Source organism: Methanobrevibacter sp., assembly GCF_051877095.1.
Classification (GTDB): domain Archaea; phylum Methanobacteriota; class Methanobacteria; order Methanobacteriales; family Methanobacteriaceae; genus Methanocatella.
In genome coordinates, this window is sequence record NZ_JBJEIO010000009.1 from 16671 (window position 1) to 37914 (window position 21244).

Below are 21244 nucleotides of genomic sequence, written 5' to 3' on the forward strand. Positions count from 1 at the left end.
ATTAAGATAATATTAAAAAGAGGCTAAAGTCCTCTTTATGAAATCATATTTTAGAAAAAGTAGAAAAATTATTTGATTTTATTAATGAAAATATCTATTTTTTCTTCGGGATTTCCAATATCCTCTGAGGTTAAGAACATTGTGGAAATTTGTTTCTTTCCAGTTAATTTTGATATGTTTTCTAAAGTTTTTTCATATCCATTGCTCATGCATGTGCAGAATGAAGCTATTTTTTTAAACTCTTTATTGTATTTCATTAGATAAGTGTAAATTGGTGTTGCTATATTTGAAGCCCAAACAGGAGTTCCAATGATGATTAAATCATAATCTGAAGGATTTTTTGTAATGGAGTTGATTTTACTGGTTCTTCCCATGGAAGCGTTCATTCCACCTTTTAAAAATCCAAGTTTTCCAGAATACTTGTTATTATCAGTAATTTCTTCAATATCACAGTTTATTTTACTTTGAATCATTTTAGCTATTTTTTTAGTCATACCTGTTCTTGAGTAGTAAACTAGTAATGTTTTCATATTTTCACCTTAATAAATATCTTTTAATTTATCTTTAATTTGGTCGAGTATTGCTTTATGCATTCTTTTTGTAAATTCTGCTTTGTCATTTTGGTTAAGGATATCTAAATATCCTTGTGAAACTAAATTAAATGCAAATGGGCTTGGAATTACAGTATTTATTGTTTTTATTTCCATGGATTCATTTGCAATCATATTTATTACTTTCAAAGCATTTTTAATATCCATATAATCTTCAAGTGTCTCTCTTCTAGCTTCTTTTAAAATTGAAAAATTTTCATCCATATCTTGAACAAATTTGAGTAATATTTTTCCACGGACTTGCTGACGACCAACAGATTTTGACTCTCCTTTGTATCTTCTCAGGGTCATAAGTGATCTTCCAGCACAATGTCTGAATCTTGATGCAAGTGTTTCTGTTTTGTTTAGAGAATTTGTAAGTATTGTCTCAAAATTTTCAGGAGTTAATTGTTTAAATGATTCTAATCCGCCAATTTTACCTTCGGAACTCAAGTAAAAACCATTATCAGTAACTGAGATTGTTACATTGGTGTTGTAGTTATGTGCAACAACATATGCAACAGCACGAGATAATGCATCATTTACTTTTCTTCCAAACAAGGAGTGGAATATTACAAAATTTCTTCCACCAAATCCTTTATAGTATTCAATGAGTAAAACGCGATTACTAGGGATTTTAGCATATTTGTATTGTTCAACAAAATATTCATATATGGAATTGGCTGCAAAGTCATCGACATATAAATAATCGAATATGAATTCCATTATTTCTTCTTTACTCCTTCTATATTCAAATTTGCTTTCCATATGTGATCTAAAGTGTTGAATGTCCATTGCAAGGTCAAAAGATAGTGGTAGCTGTTGTGAAAACCATGAAGGTATGGTTGGTGGTCCACTTGCTGGAGTTACATTGATTGTCATTCCTTTTCCATAGTTGAATCTATAAGTTCTACCTCCTAAAACAAATGTATCTCCTTTTTTTAATTTTTCCATGAAACTTTCTTCGATTTTTCCAACAGTATTCCCATCATATTTAACTAAAACACTAGAACTATCGGGAATTGTTCCGATATTTGTTGAATAGATCATTCTAGCCATTTTTCCGCGTTTTCCAAAGGTATTTTTCTCATAGTCAATCCAAATTTTTGCATAGACATATCTCTCTTCAAGTTCAGGATACTCTCCAGCCATGTAGCTTAATACATCTTCATAGTCATCTCTTGATAAATTGTTATAACAATAACTCTTTTTTATTACTTCATAGGCATAATCAATATCCCAAGGATTTTCAATTCCCATTCCATAGATATGTTGGGCTAAAACATCTAAACAGTTAGTTGGGATATTAATTTTATCTATCTTGCCTTCTTTTGCGTTTTTAAGTAAAACAGAACATTCAACTAAATCGTCACGATTTGTTACAATGATTCTACCTTTAGATTTTTCATGTAACTTGTGTCCACTTCTTCCAATTCTCTGAAGAGCTCTTGCAACAGATTTTGGAGAATTTATTAAAACAACAAGGTCGATGTATCCGATGTCTATTCCAAGTTCAAGGGATGTTGAGGAAATTACAGCTTTGAGTTTCCCTTCTTTTAATTTATTTTCAGTATCTAAGCGAACATCTTTTGAGAGTGATGAGTGGTGTGCCATTATATTTGAATCATTATAATTCATTGGATACATTTTCTTTAAATTGTAAACATAGCGTTCTGCTCCACTACGAGTATTTGTAAAGATTAATGTTGTTTTATTTTCTTGAATTAAATCATCTAATAAATCATACATTCCAAGACGAGTATCTTCTTCGTCTGCTAGCACAATATCACTTACAGGACACATCACTTCCATGTCCAGTTCTTTTAAATAATCTATATTGACTATTTTACAATTTCTCTCAACACCATATTCATATCCTACAAGGAATTTTGCAACTTCTTCAATAGGACTTACTGTTGCTGAAAGACCAATTCTGGTATATTGACCAACTAAATGTTGTAATCTCTCTAAAGATAAACTTAAATGAACTCCACGCTTGTTTTCAGCAAGTGAATGTATTTCATCAATAATAACATATTTAACTCCACTTAATTTTTCCCTAAACTTAGGAGCAACAAGTAGAATGGATAATGTTTCAGGTGTTGTAATTAAGATGTGAGGAGGTTTTTTAAGCATTTTTTGCCTTTCGTATTGGGAAGTATCTCCGGTTCGTACTGCTTTTCTAATTCCCAAATCTTTTCCAGCTATCTTTTCAATTCCTCTTAACGGATCTTCTAAATTCTTTTCAACATCATTATCTAATGCCTTTAATGGTGAGATATAAATGCAATATACTTTATCTTCTAACTGATCTTTTTCTGCAAGTGTTGTTAATTCGCTGATTATGGATAAAAATGCAGTTAATGTTTTCCCAGATCCTGTTGGTGATGAAATTAAAATGTTATTCTTTTTGTGAATATCAATGATTGATTTTTTCTGTGCAGGAGTAAAATCCTTGAATTGTGAGTCAAACCATTTTTGAACCCAAGGATGTAGGATTTTAAAAATTTCTTTTTTAGAATAAATTTTAGTTTGCTCTTCAATCATTATCATTATACCTCATTTTTTAATATTATTAACTTTTTAATTTTTATGTATTTAATTTTTAAATATTTAGTGTTTAGTTTATAATATTCTTGGAAGTTTTTTTTATTATATTGGATATTTAATTTTTTATTTTTTTAAAAGATTATATATTCCTAAAAACTAACTTATTATCATGACTAATTTAAGTTTTAATGACGCTATTTCTAATTTATCTAGTGATGATGTTAAAGTTAGAAAAGAAGCTATAGAATCTTTAGTTGGAATTACTGACGAATCAGCTATTGAACCTTTAATTAAAGCTACTACTGATGATAATGCTCAAGTTAGATTTAAAGCAGCTGAAATTTTAGGTAATATGGGTGAATTAGCTGTTGATAAATTAACTGATGAATTTAATAATGCTGAAGGTAAAAATAAAAGATTTTTGGCTTTTGCACTTAAAGAAACTGAAAATGAGAAAATTGTTCCTTATTTTGTAGAATCAACAGATGATGAAGATTTTGGAGTTAGAAAAGTTGCTGTACGTGCTTTAGGTGAACTTCAGGCAGTTAGTGAACTTAGCACTATTGGAAAATGCCTTGAAGATGAAGATTGGGGTGTTAGATTAGCAGCTATTCAGGCATTAGGTGATCTTGCAACAGATGAAGCAATTAAATTAATTAAAGATGCAAGAAAAGCTGAAAAAGACAAAGATTTCAAAAAATCATGTAATAAAGCTATTAAAAAAGCAGAAAAAAGACAAAAAGCAAAAAAATCTGGTGAAGCAATTGTTAAAGTCATTCCAATGAGTACAATTAAGGAAATGGAAAAGACTAATGTTCAAAAAGCTATTAAAGAATATGAAAGATATGTTGAAGCAAAACAAGTTAAAGATGCTCCATACAAACGCTTGTGTGTTTTATACAGAAAGGCTAATGATTATGATAATGAAGTTAGGGTAATTGAAACTGCAATTGATGTATTTAAAGACAACGATAAAAAATTATCTTATTTCGAAAAAAGATTAGCTAAATTAAAATAGTTATTTTTGAATAATTTCGTAGAGGTCATCTCTTTTATTTTTTAATAAAGGTAACTCTTCTCTTATTTTTTTTATTTCATTTAAATCGATTTCGGATATTATTAAACTTTCTTTTTCACTAGCTTGAGTTATTGTTTCTCCCCATGGATTTGTAATAATTGAATGGCCGTAGCTATGATAGCTAGCATTCTTATTTAATGCAGGTGCGACACCAATGCAAAATGCTTGATTATCCATAGCTCTTGTGCGAAATAGTAATTCCCAATGTGCAGGGCCAGTTGTCATGTTAAATGCACCGGGGTAAATTAATATTAATGCTCCATTTTCAACCATAATTCGTGCAAGCTCTGGGAATCGAATATCATAACATATTCCAATACCAATTTTTCCAAATTCAGTATTAGCTATTGTAAATTCATTACCTGCAGTTAAAACATCTGATTCTTTGAATGATATTTTTCCTGTAACATCAATATCAAAAAGATGCATTTTCCTGTGTTTTGCAATTATATTTCCTTGTTTGTCAAAGAGATAACTAGTATTATATAGTTTATCATCATCTATCTCAGGAATAGACCCTGCAAGAATATATACTTTGTTTATTCTAGCTAATGTTGAAATTTCGCTAAGTGTGGGGCTATTGTGTTCTTCTTCACCATATTCAATAAATTTATCATTTGAGTATGGGCAATTAAACATCTCAGGCAATATTATAAAATCAGTATTTTCAGATACACTTTCTTCAATCATCAAATGAGCTGTTTTGAGATTTTCTTTTTTGTTGTCAACAACATTCATTTGACATAAAGCAAATTTGATTTTTGTCATTTTAAACACTTAAAAAAATAAAAAAAGAGTATGATTTAAACCATACTTAAGCTATATCTGCAGAATTTAACATGCCATTAATCTCATCAGATGTAATGGAATTGACAGATTCTCCAGAAAGTCTAAATACATATAATTCACCATCACTAAACATTGAAACATATCGTGTGTAGTTTCCATCAGCATTCTCTAGAATAATATTTGATGCATTTCTACCATCTAATGTTATTGTTTCAAGAAGTGTAACGGATGCACCTACACTTTGAGCATGAGATATTCTATTTTGATTAATCTCTTTTAAAGATGATGCACTACTGCTGACATTATAATATTCAACAATTGTATTGTTTGTTGTCTTGAAAAATATAGCTCCAGGATGGTCTTCATCAGTTAAGTTTGTTTCCTGCCAATCGCTAGGATATTTAAATGAAAATGATCCTTCATTATATTCTGCTGAGTCAACATTTTGCATTGGTGAAGAAGTATTATATGATCCACCAGTTAAAAAGATTCCACAAATTAAAATTAAAGTTATAAGTAAGATTATTCCAATAATAAGTTTTTTTTCTTTTAAAATATCAAGTGTACTTTCATCACTGGAAGGTTTTACCTTTTTAGGTTCTTCTTTTTTAAAGATGTCTTCTCTTTTAGGCACTGAATTTTTTGGTTTAGGAAATGTATATCCACAATTTCCACAAATTGGGGCTCCATCATAACTAGGATTTCCACATTCAGGACATTTTTTCACAGTTTAACCTCCATTAAAGTTTACATTTATCATTAACAATATTTAATAATAATGTTTTTATTATTATAAAAAGATATTTATAATTCGTGATAGAATGACCAGTGAAGAAATGATTAATGTTAATGATATAAACTATGCAATTTATAAAATTGGGCAATGGGAAAATGATTATGAAATTAATCAAATTGGATTATCTAGTGAAATTCCAGTCACTAAAAATACTTTACATCATGTGAAACTTTCTATGGTTGAAATTAGGACTGCTAGGTTTGAATTATCAGATAAAATGGTTAATGGTTTTGTAGCTATTGCAACTCATTTAAATCCTAAAGCCCAAGATATGGAATTGGATGAACTAATTGAACTTGAAGAAAAAGAATATCAAAACATATTAAAAGAACTTGATAATTTAGAGTTATTAGATGATGATGAATCTATTCCTTTAGATGGTGAAGATTATCTCATTTATAAATTGGAGAAGGATTGTCATGTAACTAAATCTGTTCCAGCTAATTTATATACTATAAATTATTATAATGATGAATTAAAAAAAATTGAAGATGCATTAAATTAGAATGCATCTAATGTTACTTTTTTATCTCTTTTTAGCTCACGTGGAGGTTCGACAGATACAAATTCAATACCTTCTTCTTCGAGTAATTCTAAAGCATCATCCATAATTGAAGGTGCAACAAGTAATCCTCTAATTTTTTTCTTTTCTGTTTTACAATCTTTTAGATAATCATTATCCGTATTTTTTAAATCTTGAAGATATCTTCTAAGTTGTTTTACTGCACTAATTCCAGCTTTACGTGCTTTTAATTCAAGAACCATCAAATTATTATCATTGTCTTTTCCCAATATATCAATAAATCCATGTTCCACACTATATTCACGAGCAGTTGGTGTAAAACCTTCCTCAATCATATGAGGCTTTTCCATTATCATATCGCCCATATCTTTTTCGTATCCTGCTTGTTCAAGTTCTTCAAAGTCCTCAATATTAGAATAATTGATAAATTGGATTTTTCTAATTTCTACGGTTAGTAATTCTTTTGGTGTTCTTCTGTGACTTTCTAAGAACAAATTGTCATTTTTGATGTAGCTTCTGGTTCTTGATTTTGGTGGTTGCCAATTTACAGGTTCTACTTTTTTATCTTGATGGATTAAAAAAGCCCCATCTGGTTTAATCATAATTATACGTTCTCCCCAGTTGAGTTCACTTAATGCCCTTCCTTCATAGCTAACTTTACAGCAAGCAAAAATTAATATTGTTGATTTCTTACGTAATGCCTCTTGGACTAAGTCATATGCATCTTCACAACAAGGTTTTTCTAAAATTTTATATTTCATCATGATAACATTGTTTAGTTTAATTTAAATAATTTGTTTTTTAAAGAATTATTTAATTTAATTTGAAGTGGGGGATTATAATTTACGATGAAGATTATTTTATATCAAAAAATGAATATTTTACATTGGATTCATTTGAATTTGAGAATGGTGATATCTTAAATGATGTGATTGTAGAGTATATGTCATTTGGAACACCTGTTTATGATGATGAGGGGATTATAAAAAATGCTATTGTTTATTGTCATGGGTCTTTAGGTAGCTATTCTTCAATAAAAAAACTAGCACCTTTACTTGATGAAAATAATGCTTTTGATGAAAGCAAATATTTTTTCATTTGTATCTCTGCATTAGGGTCTCCAGGTTCTTGTTCTCCATCAAATACTGATTTAAAAAATAAATTCCCTAAATACTCTATCAATGATGTTGTAAACTTTCAAAAAAAGTTTTTAGCTGAAAAATTCAGTATTTCTCATGTTTTAGGAATGATTGGGAATTCAATGGGTGGTTTTGTTTGCTTAACTTCTGCAATAAATTTCCCAGATTATTCAGATTTTATTATATGTGGTGTCAGTAGTTATAAAGTCGCAGGACATGATTTTATTCTATCAAAATTTGTAAATGAGATTATTGAATCTGATCCAGATTACAATAGGGGTGATTTAACTTATTCTTTAAATAGAACATTAAGAATAGCTTGTTTAGCTGAATTTAATTTTGGATTATCAAAAAAAGCATTAAGAGATATGTCTAATATTGAATTAAGTTATGAATTTGAAAATTTTGGTAATGAAAGTATTGAAACAGATATTTATGATTTGAAATATTGTAATGAAGCATGTATGTATTTCGATGTTGAGAAAGAATTAGATAAAATCGAATCAAAAACATTAATAATTGCATGTAATCAAGACCCTCATTTTCCACCGGAATTAGATGCTATTCCAATGTCTAAAATGATTAATAATTCAGAATTATTAATTGTGGATTCAGATTTAGGACATTTATGTTTCAATGGATTAAACACAATTTCAAATGAATTAAAAGAATTTATGGAGGAATTTAATGATTGTTAAAATTTTAAATTATGGAGATGAAGATAATCGTAAATTCATTGAGTATGGCATATCAGAATTATCATCTGATCAAAAAAATTATCTTATTGTAAATTTAGATGAAGAAACTTCAATTAATGATGATTTACTTGTGATTAAAATGTATTTTGAAAGTAAGCTTTATCCATTTCAAAGTGATGTTGCAAAAGTTAGATTGGATGATTATATTGCTCGTGAAGAATTAGAAATGGCTATGTTTCTGTCAAGTTTTTTAGAAGATATGTAAGACGCTTAATTTATCTTTTGAAAAAGTAATAATAGTGAATCATATGGGTTTTGTTTTAAAAATGGTGTGGAATAAAAAAAGCTAATTAAATAGCTTTTTTTTATTTTGATGCATCAAGCATGTGTTGAACTGCTTTTCTAGATTTATCTGCAACATCTTCAGGTAATGTGATTTGCGGAGCTTCGTTTATAAGTGAATCTCTAATTTTTTCAAGTGTATGGAATTTCATTGTTTTACAAATTGCTCCTTCAAGTAATGGGTATAATTTTTTTCCAGGAACTTCTGCATTAATTCTATTAATCATGTCAATTTCAGTTCCAATTACAAATTCTTCTTTATCACTTGCTGCAATGTGTTTTAGCATTCCACCAGTAGACATTACTTCATCACATGCTTTTTGGACTTTAATATCACATTCTGGGTGACAAATTATTTCTGCATTAGGATATTGTTTTCTTTTAAGTTCAACATCTTCAACATGGATTAATCTGTGAACATAACAGTGTCCATCTTGAGGCACTGGAATTATTTCTTTATCAAGTTTATCTGCTACATGGGATCCTAAGTTTTTATCAGGTCCAAATAATATTTTATCATGAGGTAAACTTTCTGCAATTTTTACTGCATTAGCTGAAGTACATAATGTGTCTGCATGTTGTTTAGCTTCAGCAATACTGTTTACATAGAGAATAACTCCTGCATCAGGATGTTCTTCTTTTGCTTTTAAGAGAATGTCTTCAGGTAACATATGGGCCATTGGACATTCAGCTTCTAAAGTTGGAATGACAATTTTTTTATCAGGATTTAATATATATGCGGTTTCAGCCATGAAATCTACACCGCAAAATATTACTAAATCTTTATCCTCAATTTCAGAAGCTTTAATGCATAATTCTAATGAATCTCCGAGGAAATCTGCAATTTCTTGAACTTCTTTTGGTTGATAATTATGTGCAAGTATTATTGCATTCTTTTCTTTTTTTAGTTTTAAAATTTCTTCTTGAAGTGAGTTATTCATTTTTTTCACCCATTGTTGTAAATTTTCTTATTTCATTTGTGATTATTAATTTATATTTATCTTTATTATTAAATTCTTTTACCCAAAATGATACTTTTAATTGACTTTCTTCATGAGTTATTCCTTTTGAATAAACATTTGGTTTAGGATATTGTGATATTTCATCATATTCAGATATCTTTTCAAGAATATATTCTTTAAATTCTTTAATATCTAAATTTAATGCTAATCCTACAAGTATATCTACTCTATATTTTTCAGGGGTTTTAAAATGCAAGTATGGGGAATTAGTTAATGTAGAATTGGGTATGATATCTTTAACACCACTGTCATCAGAAATGATTGTTGATCTAAGTGTAATTCTTTCAACAATCCCTTTTTTATTGTTTATTTCAATTGTATCTCCAACTTGAATACTTCTTCCAATAATTAGCAGTATTCCGGAGAATAGATTTGATATAAGGTCTTTAGCTGCAAAACTCACAGCAATACCTGCAATTCCTAGACTTAATAATGTTCCTGCTAGATTTACTCCAAAGAATTGTAAAATAGTCATTAATGCAATAAAATAAATTACATAATTTATTATATCTCTTGTAAGGTAAATTGCTGCTTTATTTTCATTAAAACGATGCATTCTATTCATTAAATATGCTATTGCTCTAGTAATGATTGATGTAGCAATAATAACGATTAAGATGTAAATTAAAGTTTTTGTTGGACTATCAATAAATGTTGGAATATCCATAATATCATCTAAATTTCTATTTTCATGAAATCTTTTGCTAGTTTAGTATTTTCAAATATTTCTTCTGCTTCTTCAAGTAAATCATCAAATGCTGTGTATCGTGTACTAAAATGTGTTAAAATCAATTCTTCAGAGTTACTTTGCTTAGCTATTCTTGCTGCATCTGAAGATGTTGAATGGAAGTTATCTTTTGCTTTATCAGCATCTTCATTTTTATATGTTGATTCATGGATTAAAATGGTTGAATCTTTTGCAAATTCAATCATTTCTTCACAAGGAGTAGTATCGCCAGAATATGTTATTTTATTTCCTTTTCTTGCAGGACCTAATACTTGTTCTGGTTTAATAATTTTACCATTAACTTTTACTTCTTCACCATTGTGTAATTGTTTAAAAGCAGGTCCAACAGGAACACCTAGTTCAATTGCTTTTTCACGAAGGAATCTTGGTTTTTTAAGCTCTTCAATAGAATATGCTAAGCATGGAACTTGGTGATTAACATTTTGTGATTTGATAATGTATTCTTCACAGTTTTCAATAGTTTCTGTTCCAATTTCAATAAATTCAATCGGAAAATCAATTTTACAGTATCCTAAATTAAATATTGCATTTTTCAACGCATCCAAACCTTTTGGTCCATATATTGTTAATTTAGTTTCTCTTCCTCTAAAATTCATTGATTGTAATAGTCCTGGAAGGCCTAAAATATGATCTCCATGATAATGACTAATGAAAATCTTAGATATTTTCATAGGACTCACTTTAGCATAAATTAATTGTTTCTGTGTTCCTTCACCACAATCAAATAACATAATCTCGCCAAATGCCTTTAAAATGATTGCAGGATGATTTCTAGTATATGAATGCACGGCTGAAGATGTTCCTAAAAATATAATTTCCATATAATCACTTATTTTATATTATAAAGAATAGTATATATTAATTATAATAAGTAAATTTTGGTGATTTTTTGGATAGAATAATTGAATATATGCTTGAAGAAGATAAAGGATTTGGAGATATTACTTCTGAAGCGGTTGTGGATAGAGATTTAGAAGTTAATGCATATATTATTTCAAAAGATGAAGGTATTTTAGCAGGAATGAATATTGTTAAAGAATTATTTGAGGAATTTGGTGTTAAAGTTACATATTGCTTAGAAGAGGGAAGTCAAATTTCAAAAAAGGATTTGTTATTGTCTGTTAAAGGAGATGCAAGGACAATTTTACTTCTTGAAAGGACTGTACTTAATTTATCAATGAGAATGAGTGGAGTGGCTAGTGCTGCTAATCATTATTCTTCTTTAGTTAAAGATTATGATGTAAAAATCGCAGGGACTCGTAAAACTTCACCAGCATTAGCTAAATTTGATAAATATGCACTAAAAGTAGGTGGAGTTGATACTCATCGTTTTAGTCTGGATGATATGGTATTGATTAAGGATAATCACATTGCAGTATGTGAATCTCCTTTAGATGCTCTTTTAAAAGCTAAAGCTAATACTAGTTTTTCTAAAAAAATCGAAATTGAAGTTGAAACATTATCTGATGCTATTGAATGTGTAGAAAATAAAGCAGATATTGTAATGCTTGATAATATGACTGGTCTTGAAGTTAAAGAGGTTATTGATGAGCTTGAAAAATTGGATATTCGTCAAAATTCTTTAATTGAGGTTTCCGGAGGAATTACGGAGGATAATATATTGGATTATGTTGAATATGGAGTAGATATTATTTCAATAGGTGCTTTAACACATTCATCTAGAAGTTTGAATTTCAGTTTAAAAATGGAACAATTATAATCTTAAGGATAATTTTTCCTTAAGTTCTTCATTACTCATTTCAGTGATGAATGTTTCATCATTACTAATGGCTTTTTCAGCTAAATTTAACTTATTTTTGCTTATTTCATCAATTACTTCTTCTAATGTTCCTTTTGTTATAAATCTATATACCATTACATCTTTTTCTTGACCAATACGGTGCACACGATCTGTTGCTTGATTTTCTATTGCTGGATTCCACCATAGGTCATAATGGATAACATTTTGTGCTGCAGTTAAGTTTAATCCAACTCCTCCTGTTTTAAGGGTTGCAACAAGAATTTTATGATTTTCATCTTTTTGGAATGTTGAAATCACTTGTGATCGTTTTTCTTGTGTGAGTGATCCATGTAGGAACAAAACATCTGTTTTTAACTTTTTAGAAACTAGTTTTTGTATAATTTCTCCCATTTTAGCATATTGAGTAAATATTATTACTTTTTCATCAACATCTAAAATATTTTCTAAAATTGTGATTAATAATTCCATTTTTCCAGATTCATTAATTTTAGGATTATCTGAACGTAAGTATTGTGCTGGATGGTTACAAGCTTGTTTTAATCCAGTTATGATATTTAAAATAATTCCTCTTCTTTCAATACCTGTTTTCCCTTCTAAATCTTCAAAAATTCCTTCCATTATTGCATTATATAGTAATATTTGTTTTTTGGTTAAACTACAGTAAATATCATTAACAATTTTGTCTGGAAGTTCATCTTTGATATTGTCATCAGTTTTAAGGCGTCTTAATACAAATGGTTTTGTTATTGTTTTAAAGTTTTCTAATGTGGATGATTCTTCTAATCTTTCAATTCTAAAAACATATTTCGCTTTAAAATTATCTAATGTTGATAAATATCCTTTATTTACAAAATCAAATATTGACCAATAGTCGGTTAGTTTGTTTTCAATTGGTGTTCCGGTTAAAGCGATTTTATTAACTGCTGGAACATTTTTTATAGCTTTTGTTTGTTGGGTATTTGGATTTTTAATATTTTGAGCTTCATCAATAACGCATATAAACCATTTTTTATCTTGAAACATATCTAAATCAAGTCTAATTACTCCATATGATGTTAATATGATGTCATATTCTTCTAGAGGAAATGTTCTATTTGATCCATGATAAATGTAATAGGAAAGTGTTGGTGTAAATTTATTAATCTCATTTTCCCAATTGGATAATAAGGTAGGTGGCACTATGATTAATGATGGGTCATTATCATAAGGATTTTGTTCTTTAAAATGAAGGATTGTAGTTAAAACTTGTATTGTTTTTCCAAGCCCCATATCATCGGCTAATATACAACCAAAGTTATGTTTCATGTTTTGAACTAACCAAGAGTAACCTATTTTTTGATATGGTCTTAGCTTGCCAGTTAACTCTTTTGGAATGTCATAAACTTTTGTATCACTAACTAATTTTTTGAATTTAGCATAGCTTCCACTATTTTTTAAATGTTTTTTAAATAGCTCTTCAGATTTCTTATCCATATTTTTTCTCTTTAATTTTAATAAATGAATATTTCTTTAATAATTGGTTTAATATTTTGGTAGTTATGTGGTAATATAAATACTCTTTTTTATTAAAATTTATTTTTAAAAAATCTTATTTTTATCTAAAAAACAAACTTTAATAATATAGTAAAATAATATATATTAAAGATAGAAAATAATTTTATTTTTTTTATGATGGTGATTTGATGGTAAAAATAGCTAAATTAGCTTTAGAAGATGGTACTATTTTAAAAGGTGAATCATTCGGTTATGAAACCACTAAATTAGGAGAACTTGTTTTTTCTACTGGTATGGGTGGTTATACTGAATCTTTAACTGATCCGTCTTTTAAAGGAGAAATTTTAATGTCTACTTACCCATTGGAAGGAAATCATGGTGTAAGTGAGAAGTGGTATCAATCTGATAAAATCCAAGTGGAAGGTTTTGTTTGTCGTGAAGTTTGTCGTGAAGTTTCAAATTTCGGACCACAAAAAACATTGGATGATTTCTTAAAAGAATTCAAAACTCCAGGAATTAGTGGAATTGATACTCGTGATTTAACACTTAAAATACGTGAGAGAGGTTCTCTTAAAGCAGCAATAACAACTGAAAATATTTCTGATGATAAATTGCTTGAAATGGCTCGTTCACAACCAAGTATTGAAGATAAGGATGTTGTTCCATTAGTATCTACAAAAGAAATTAAAATCTTCAATGAAAATGCTGATAGAAAAGTTGCATTAATTGATTGTGGTGTTAAAAAGAATATTATTAATTCATTCTTAGAAAGAGATATTGGTGTTATCTTATTCCCTTATGATACTGATTATAAAACTGTTTTAGATTATTCTCCTAGTGGTTTAATGATTACTTCTGGACCAGGAAATCCTGATAGAGTATCTGAAACTATTGAAACCATGAAGAAATTATCAAACAGATTACCAATTTTTGGTATTTGTATGGGCCAACAATTGATTGCTAAATCTTTTGGAGCAAAATCATATAAAATGAAATTTGGACATAGGGGAGAAAATCAGCCGGTTAAAGATTTGAATACTGGAAAAGTATTTATCACTTCACAAAACCATGGATTTACCATTGATAAAGAATCATTAAAAGAAACTGATTTAGTTTTAACCCAAATTAACTTAAATGATGGAACTCCAGAGGGTATTTCACATAAAGAATTACCATTACATTGTATACAGTACCATCCAGAAGCAGGACCGGGTCCAAATGATACAAGAAATATTTTTGACAAATTTAATCAAATGATGGAAGATTACTAAAAAAAATTTAATGAGGATTATAATATGCCAGTTGATAAGGATATTAAAAAAGTATTAATTATTGGTTCTGGACCTATTCAAATTGGACAAGCAGCTGAATTTGATTATTCAGGATCACAAGCATGTAAATCATTAAGAGAAGAGGGAATAGAAACAGTTCTTGTTAACAGTAATCCAGCTACTATTCAAACAGATATTGATATGGCAGATACTGTTTATACAGAACCATTAACTCCAGAAGTTGTTGCTAAAATCATCAAAGATGAAAAAGTAGATTCCATATTACCTACTATGGGTGGACAAACTGGATTAAATATTGCAACAGGTCTAGGCGATTTAGGATTGCTTGATGGAATTAAAGTCTTAGGGTCTGATGTTCAAACAATTAAGGATGTAGAAGACCGTGATTTATTCGCAAATCTTATGGATGAAATTGGTGAAGAGATTCCTAAATGCCATGCGGTTGAAAGTGTAGAAGCAGCACTCGAAGCGGTAGAAGATATTGGTTATCCAGTTATTGTAAGACCAGCATTTACCTTAGGAGGTACTGGTGGTGGAATTGCTCACAATGAAGAAGAATTGATTGAAATTGCAACTCATGGATTGGATATGAGTTTTATTAATCAAGTTCTAATCGATGAATCTGTTCTTGGATGGAAAGAAATAGAATTTGAAGTAATGAGAGATAAAGAAGACACTTGTATCATTGTATGTACCATGGAAAATATAGATCCTATGGGTATCCACACAGGAGACAGTGTTGTTGTTGCTCCTATTCAAAACTTATGTGATGAAACTATACAAAAAATGAGAGATGCATCTATTAAAATCATCAGAGCCTTAGGAATTAGAGGTGGATGTAATATTCAATTTGCACTTAATCCTGAAACTGACGAATATAAAGTCATTGAGGTTAATCCTCGTGTATCTAGAAGTAGTGCTCTTGCGTCTAAAGCGACAGGTTATCCAATCGCTAAAATTTCCTCTAAAATCGCTTTAGGATTAACATTAGATGAAATTAAAAATGATATTACTAAAGAAACACCAGCTTCTTTTGAACCTACTATTGATTATGTTGTTATTAAAATTCCAAGATGGCCATTTGATAAATTTAAAGGTGTAAGTAGCGAAGTTGGAGTTCAAATGAAAGCAACTGGTGAAGTAATGGCTATTGGAAGGACTTTCGAAGAAGCATTCCAAAAAGCACTTAGATCACTTGATATGGGATTCGATGGGTTTGAATATATTGATTACACAGAAGAAGATTTATCCCATCCTACTGATAAAATATATTTCCAAATTTATTCTGCTATTAAAGATGGAATGGATATTGATAAAATTAGAGAACTCACCAATATCGATAATTTCTTCTTATACAAGATTAGAAACATTGTTAACTTTGAAAACAGTGTAACTGCTGATAAATTAAATGATGAAGAGTTCTTAAGAAAAGCTAAACAAATAGGTTGTTCTAATAAAAGATTAGCAGATTTATCTGGTCAAACTGAAGAATATATTAAAAATTTACTTTCAAGATACAATATTAAACCATCATATAAAATGGTAGATACTTGTGCAGCTGAATTTGAAGCAAAAACTCCATATTACTACAGTAGTTATGATAAAGGAAATGAACTTGTTTCTACTAACAAGAAGAAAGTTGTGATTCTTGGAGCAGGACCAATTAGAATAGGTCAAGGTATTGAATTTGATTACTGTTGTGTACATTCTTCCTTAGCTTTAAAAGAAAAAGGAATTGAAACAATTTTAATCAACAATAACCCAGAAACTGTAAGTACTGATTATGATATTTCTGATAAATTATTTTTTGAACCACTTACATTTGAAGATGTGATGGGAGTTATTGAACAAGAAAAACCTGATGGTGTAATTGTTCAATTTGGTGGTCAAACATCTATTAATTTGTCAGTTCCACTTGCAAATGCTGGTGTTAAAATATTAGGTACTCCTTATGAGAGTATTGATAGGGTTGAAGACAGAGAATTATTTGCTGAGCTTTTAGAAAAATTACATATTCATCAAGCACCATATGGAACAGCTAATTCATTTGAAGAGGCAAAAGAAATTGCAGAAAAAATTACTTTCCCAGTTCTTGTTCGTCCATCATATGTAATTGGTGGAAGAGCTATGGAAATTGTCTATGATAATAATCAGCTTGAAGAATATATGAAAGAAGCTGTAAAAGTATCTCCAGAACACCCAATTTTAGTTGATAAATTCTTGGAAGATGCTATTGAACTTGATGTAGATATTTTATGTGATGGTGAAGATGTATTCATTGCAGGAATCATGGAACATATTGAAGAAGCAGGTGTTCACTCTGGAGATTCAGCATGTGTAATTCCTCCTCAAACTATTCCAGAATATATCTTAGATACTATACGTGAAAACTCAACTAAATTAGCTCTTGAATTAAATGTTAAAGGTTTAATGAATATTCAATATGCAGTAAAACTGGATGAAGAAATGGTTTATATTATTGAAGCTAATCCTCGTGCAAGTAGGACTGTTCCATTTGTAAGTAAAGCAATTGGTGTACCATTAGCAAAAGTAGCAACTTGGATTATGCAAGGAGCAAAATTAAAAGACTTTGATTTAACTAAAGAAATTAAATTAGATCATGTTGCAGTAAAAGAATCTGTATTCCCGTTCTTGAAACTTCCAGAATCTGATACTGTTCTTGGACCTGAAATGAAATCCACTGGTGAAAGTATTGGTATTGATGAAACTTATGGAATGGCATTCTATAAATCACAACTTTCAGCAGGTATGGAATTACCTAAAGAAGGTAAAATATTTATCAGTGTTAAAGAAGCAGATAAGAAAAAAATCAGACCTATTGCTGAGACTGCAGCTAATTTAGGTTTTGATTTAATAGCAACTGATGGAACTGCTGATGCTACTGGTATTGATTCTATTGAAAAAATCCTTAAAGTATCTCAAGGTTCTCCTAATATTAGGGATGCTATCTTAAACAAAGAAATTGACTTGATTATTAACACTTCTGAGGGTAAACAATCTGCAAAAGATGGTTATATTATTAGACGTCTTGCTATTGAGCTAGGTATTCCATATGTTACTACATTAGCAGGAGCAAGAGCAGTTTTAAATGCAATTAAAGCTGTTCAAAATAATGAAATCAATGTAAAATCTTTAAATAGCTATGTTGATGGAGAATAATTTTTTCTCTATCTTTTTTTAATTATTAGATAAATATTCTCTGATATTTATACCACATGAAGGACATTCTATTTCTTCTAGTTTCAATCTACTTTTACATTTAGGACAGAAGTTTAATTGCACTTCATATTCAACTGTTGGATCAATAACTATATTAACTTCAATTTTTATGGTGATATTTGTTTTTAAAATATTTTTATTCCAATCATTGGCCATTAATTGTTTTTTGTAGTAAAAAGCCTCTGTCATTGTATCATATTGGCCAATTGTTTCAGCACCTTTTTTAATATAAAATTTTTTAAGTTTATGGTCGAAGAGAATTTCTCCTTCTCTTTCTTTTTTATTGACTTTGGTTCCCTTAATTCTTCCTTTTGGTCTTTTTTTTGGAAATGGTGGTAAAATCATATTTTTGTATTTGTTTTCAAGGTCACACTCAACAAGTAAATCATAGTCAAAATTACAAAAGAATAGTGCATCTCTTTCATATAATGCATCAGATAATTTTTTAAACTCCCCATAGTCTTTATTGTTGTATTTAATTCTATATACATTACCTGTCTTTATGATATTTCTATAAAAGTATCTTATTTCCTCTGAGTTAATGATATCACCTGTACTTTAGAAAAATATATAATTAATAAATACAACTTCAAAGTGTTATTTGATTATAGCCTATTTTGTTTTTTCGGTTTAATAAAGATAATTATATTAATAAAAAAAGGTATATTCTCTTTTAATGTTTACTATAGCAAATGGAATCATATTAAAAGGTAGTGATTTAGTTCCAACTCGTGAAAATATTGTTGTTGATGATGGTAAAATTATTGAAATTGGAAAAGAATCTTTGGAAGGTAAAATTATTGATGTTGAAGGAGCAATAGTTTGTCCTTCTTTTATAAATGGTCATATGCATATTGGTGATTCTATTATTAAAGATGAAGGTTATGGTTTATCTTTAAGTGAAATGGTGAAGCCACCTAATGGAGTTAAGCATGTTGCATTAGCTAATGCTAATGATGATGAATTATTAGAAGCAATGAAATCTTCAATGTGGGACATGGTTTATAGTGGAACAACTCATTTTATTGATTATCGTGAAGGTGGATTGAAAGGGGTCAAACTTTTAAGAAAGGCATCAGAGGATATTCCTATAAAGCCGATTATTTTAGGTCGTGATGATAGTTTTTATGGTGATGATCCGGATTTAAGTAAGGTTAAAATAGCTATTCGTAAACTTCTTAAATTCAGTGATGGTATTGCTCCAAGTGGATTTGGAGAGATTACAATGGATGTTGCAGAAATTATTTCAAAAGAATGTGCTAAGGCGGGAAAGATTTCATCAATTCATGTTGCTGAATCAGAATCTAATCAAATAGAGTCTTTAAATAATTATGGATTGAGTGAAATTGAAAAAGGTGTTATTAATGAATTTTCCCAATTAGTTCATCTTACTAATCCCAAAAATAATGATTTAAATTCAGTTTCTAATTCAAATCAAAATGTTGTTGTTTGTCCAAGAGCTAATGCAACATTGAATGTTGGTGTGGTTCCTTTGCCTAAAATGATTGATTTGGGTATGAAACCAATAATTGGAACTGATAATGTAATGCTTAATTCACCAAACATGCTTCGTGAATTAGAATTCATTTTAAAAATCATGTCTGTTTATTATAATGAGTATATTAATCCATGTGAACTTTTAAAAATGGCAACAACAAATATTTGTGGATTTAATATTAATAATTTAATTCAAAAGTCTGTAATTATGGAAGATAATTTCGCGGAATTTAATGTGTTCAATTCTTTTTCTAAAAATCATTATATAAATATAATAAATCGATGTGAAACGAAAAATATATTATGTAGAATTAATAGAAAAATAGTCATATAATATATGAATATAATCTATATGTTATTGAGGTGTTAATAATGTATAAAAAAATATTAGTCCCAACTGATGGGTCAGAATTTGCAAAAAAAGCTCAAAAACATGCTATGTTTTTAGCAGAGATGTCTGGAGCTGAAATTATTGCTATAAGTGTTACTGAGAATAATTTTGTTAACGGGCTTCCATTAGATGATGAAGTATACCAGTTAAATCAAATTTTAAAAGAAGGTTCTGAAGAAAATCTTAAAGAATTTGATAAATTAAATGAGAATAATTTGAAAATTACCCATGTAATTAGAGAAGGGTCACCTGCTAAAGTTATTCTTGAGGTGGCAAAAGAAGAAGATATTGATTTAATAGTAATGGGTAGTTCAGGTAAATCTGGATTTGATAGGTTTATTATGGGTAGTGTAGCGGATAAGGTTGTTAATTCAGCTAAATGTGCAGTACTTGTAGTTCATTAATTTGATTTACTATTTTATTATATTCTTAATAGGTGTTTTTATGTTAGTTAAGAGAACAATGTCTAAAAATGTAGTTAGTGTTTCTGTTCCAGGTAATAGGGATAAAGTTTTAGACTTGATGAGGAAAGAAAAGAAAGCTGTATTGCCAGTGGTAAAAGGAGACACTGACATTTTAGTAGGAATAGTTACTCGTTCCGATTTAATCAATAATCCTGATGAAGAACAAATTGCAATGTTAATGAGTAGAGATTTAATTACTGTAAATCCTAATGATGATGTAATTGTTGCTGCTCGTAAAATGATTGAGAATAATATTAGAAGAGTTCCTGTAGTTGATGATGAAGAGAAATTAGTTGGAATTATCACATCTTTTGATTTAGTAGCTAATGCTTTAACTAAAACGGAAATTAATGATGCCGTTGAAAAATATATGATTACAACAGTTCCAACAACCTGGGAGAAAACCCCATTAAATATTGCATTTGAAACCATGAATCAATTTGGTTTAAAATCTGTTTTAGCACTTGATGATGATGCTAAATTGTCTGGAATTTTAACTGAAACAGATTTCATCTCTGAAATCGAAATTATCTCTGAAAGAAGTGAACACAGTTCTACCGTTGGTACTGAAGGAGATAAATGGTCTTGGGATAGTACTTCTGTATTATATGTTGAGAAAAACCATTTAAAATTCACTGATAAGGCGGTTTGTGATGTTGCTGTAGGTAATGTTGAAGTAGCTAATTCTAAAACTAAAGTTTCAGATTGTGCTAAAAAAATGAAAACATTAAATATTGAGCAAATTCCAGTTATTGGTGTTGAAGGTAATTTAGTAGGCCTTGTAAGAGCTAGTGATTTAATCAGTGCATTAGTTCCTCAAGAATAGTGG

Annotated in this window: 20 protein-coding genes; 10 read left to right on the forward strand and 10 right to left on the reverse strand. The window is 29.2% G+C overall.

Annotation, left to right across the window (positions count from 1 at the left end; genetic code table 11):
• Positions 1-68: 68 nt before the first annotated feature.
• Together ACI389_RS06020 and ACI389_RS06025 are read right to left on the reverse strand one after the other, a co-directional pair.
• Positions 69-530, reverse strand: coding sequence for a flavodoxin family protein (locus ACI389_RS06020; RefSeq protein ID WP_439780634.1), 462 nt, complete (start codon positions 528-530; stop codon positions 69-71).
• Positions 531-539: 9 nt separating this feature from the next.
• Complete coding sequence (locus ACI389_RS06025; RefSeq protein WP_439780740.1) at positions 540-3137, reverse strand: ATP-dependent helicase; 2598 nt, start codon at positions 3135-3137, stop codon at positions 540-542.
• 172 nt (positions 3138-3309) lie between these two features.
• On the opposite strand from ACI389_RS06025, the gene ACI389_RS06030 reads away from it, so the two are divergent.
• A complete protein-coding gene (locus ACI389_RS06030; protein WP_439780635.1) occupies positions 3310-4158 on the forward strand; it encodes a HEAT repeat domain-containing protein in 849 nt (282 codons plus the stop codon).
• On the opposite strand, the gene ACI389_RS06035 is transcribed toward ACI389_RS06030, so the two are convergent.
• Together ACI389_RS06035 and ACI389_RS06040 are read right to left on the reverse strand one after the other, a co-directional pair.
• Positions 4159-4986 carry a carbon-nitrogen hydrolase family protein gene (locus ACI389_RS06035; protein WP_439780636.1) on the reverse strand — a complete coding sequence of 276 codons (828 nt, stop codon included), beginning with the start codon at positions 4984-4986 and terminating at the stop codon, positions 4159-4161.
• 46 nt (positions 4987-5032) lie between these two features.
• Positions 5033-5734 (reverse strand): zinc ribbon domain-containing protein, encoded by a 702-nt coding sequence (locus ACI389_RS06040; protein WP_439780637.1) that lies wholly within the window; start codon positions 5732-5734, stop codon positions 5033-5035.
• Positions 5735-5828: 94 nt separating this feature from the next.
• Between ACI389_RS06040 and ACI389_RS06045 the strand changes: the two genes are divergently transcribed.
• A complete protein-coding gene (locus tag ACI389_RS06045) occupies positions 5829-6308 on the forward strand; it encodes a hypothetical protein (RefSeq protein ID WP_439780638.1) in 480 nt (159 codons plus the stop codon).
• Here the strand turns inward: ACI389_RS06045 and nucS are convergent.
• A complete protein-coding gene (nucS, locus tag ACI389_RS06050; protein WP_439780741.1) occupies positions 6305-7087 on the reverse strand; it encodes an endonuclease NucS in 783 nt (260 codons plus the stop codon). The genes ACI389_RS06045 and nucS overlap by 4 nt on opposite strands.
• A gap of 125 nt (positions 7088-7212) precedes the next feature.
• Here nucS and ACI389_RS06055 point away from each other — a divergent pair, with 125 nt between their 5' ends.
• Both ACI389_RS06055 and ACI389_RS06060 read left to right on the forward strand, forming a co-directional pair.
• Positions 7213-8163: an alpha/beta fold hydrolase gene (locus ACI389_RS06055; RefSeq protein WP_439780639.1), complete on the forward strand. Its 951-nt coding sequence runs from the start codon at positions 7213-7215 to the stop codon at positions 8161-8163.
• Entirely contained in the window at positions 8153-8428 is a 276-nt protein-coding gene (locus ACI389_RS06060) for a DUF5750 family protein (RefSeq protein WP_439780640.1), read from the forward strand. Before ACI389_RS06055 ends, ACI389_RS06060 begins: the two co-directional genes overlap by 11 nt.
• Positions 8429-8528: 100 nt before the next feature.
• Here the strand turns inward: ACI389_RS06060 and nadA are convergent, their stop codons facing one another.
• From nadA to rnz, 3 genes are read right to left on the reverse strand one after another with little or no spacing between them, the layout of a single operon-like run.
• Positions 8529-9446: a quinolinate synthase NadA gene (gene nadA / locus ACI389_RS06065; RefSeq protein ID WP_439780641.1), complete on the reverse strand. Its 918-nt coding sequence runs from the start codon at positions 9444-9446 to the stop codon at positions 8529-8531.
• Positions 9439-10194, reverse strand: coding sequence for a mechanosensitive ion channel family protein (locus ACI389_RS06070; protein WP_439780642.1), 756 nt, complete (start codon positions 10192-10194; stop codon positions 9439-9441). The genes nadA and ACI389_RS06070 overlap by 8 nt, the downstream gene beginning before the upstream one ends.
• Positions 10195-10202: 8 nt before the next feature.
• The gene (rnz, locus tag ACI389_RS06075; RefSeq protein ID WP_439780643.1) at positions 10203-11096 is read right to left on the reverse strand and encodes a ribonuclease Z; all 894 of its coding nucleotides are present in this window, start codon (positions 11094-11096) and stop codon (positions 10203-10205) included.
• 68 nt (positions 11097-11164) lie between these two features.
• Between rnz and nadC the strand changes: the two genes are divergently transcribed.
• Positions 11165-11995, forward strand: a complete 831-nt coding sequence (gene nadC, locus ACI389_RS06080) for a carboxylating nicotinate-nucleotide diphosphorylase (RefSeq protein ID WP_439780644.1) — start codon at positions 11165-11167, stop codon at positions 11993-11995.
• Here nadC and ACI389_RS06085 read toward each other — a convergent pair.
• Complete coding sequence (locus ACI389_RS06085) at positions 11990-13510, reverse strand: DEAD/DEAH box helicase (protein ID WP_439780645.1); 1521 nt, start codon at positions 13508-13510, stop codon at positions 11990-11992. The genes nadC and ACI389_RS06085 overlap by 6 nt on opposite strands.
• A gap of 209 nt (positions 13511-13719) precedes the next feature.
• On the opposite strand from ACI389_RS06085, the gene carA reads away from it, so the two are divergent.
• Positions 13720-14802, forward strand: coding sequence for a glutamine-hydrolyzing carbamoyl-phosphate synthase small subunit (gene carA / locus ACI389_RS06090; RefSeq protein WP_439780646.1), 1083 nt, complete (start codon positions 13720-13722; stop codon positions 14800-14802).
• A 24-nt stretch (positions 14803-14826) separates the two neighbouring features.
• Positions 14827-18003, forward strand: a complete 3177-nt coding sequence (gene carB / locus ACI389_RS06095) for a carbamoyl-phosphate synthase large subunit (RefSeq protein ID WP_439780647.1) — start codon at positions 14827-14829, stop codon at positions 18001-18003.
• Positions 18004-18021: 18 nt separating this feature from the next.
• Here carB and ACI389_RS06100 read toward each other — a convergent pair whose 3' ends face one another.
• A complete protein-coding gene (locus tag ACI389_RS06100) occupies positions 18022-18408 on the reverse strand; it encodes a hypothetical protein (protein ID WP_439780648.1) in 387 nt (128 codons plus the stop codon).
• Between the two features lie 331 nt (positions 18409-18739).
• Here ACI389_RS06100 and ACI389_RS06105 point away from each other — a divergent pair, with 331 nt between their 5' ends.
• From ACI389_RS06105 to ACI389_RS06115, 3 genes are read left to right on the forward strand one after another with little or no spacing between them, the layout of a single operon-like run.
• Positions 18740-19894, forward strand: coding sequence for an amidohydrolase family protein (locus ACI389_RS06105; protein ID WP_439780649.1), 1155 nt, complete (start codon positions 18740-18742; stop codon positions 19892-19894).
• A 38-nt stretch (positions 19895-19932) separates the two neighbouring features.
• Positions 19933-20355: a universal stress protein gene (locus tag ACI389_RS06110; protein WP_439780650.1), complete on the forward strand. Its 423-nt coding sequence runs from the start codon at positions 19933-19935 to the stop codon at positions 20353-20355.
• Between the two features lie 40 nt (positions 20356-20395).
• Positions 20396-21241, forward strand: coding sequence for a CBS domain-containing protein (locus ACI389_RS06115; protein WP_439780651.1), 846 nt, complete (start codon positions 20396-20398; stop codon positions 21239-21241).
• Positions 21242-21244 lie beyond the last annotated feature (3 nt).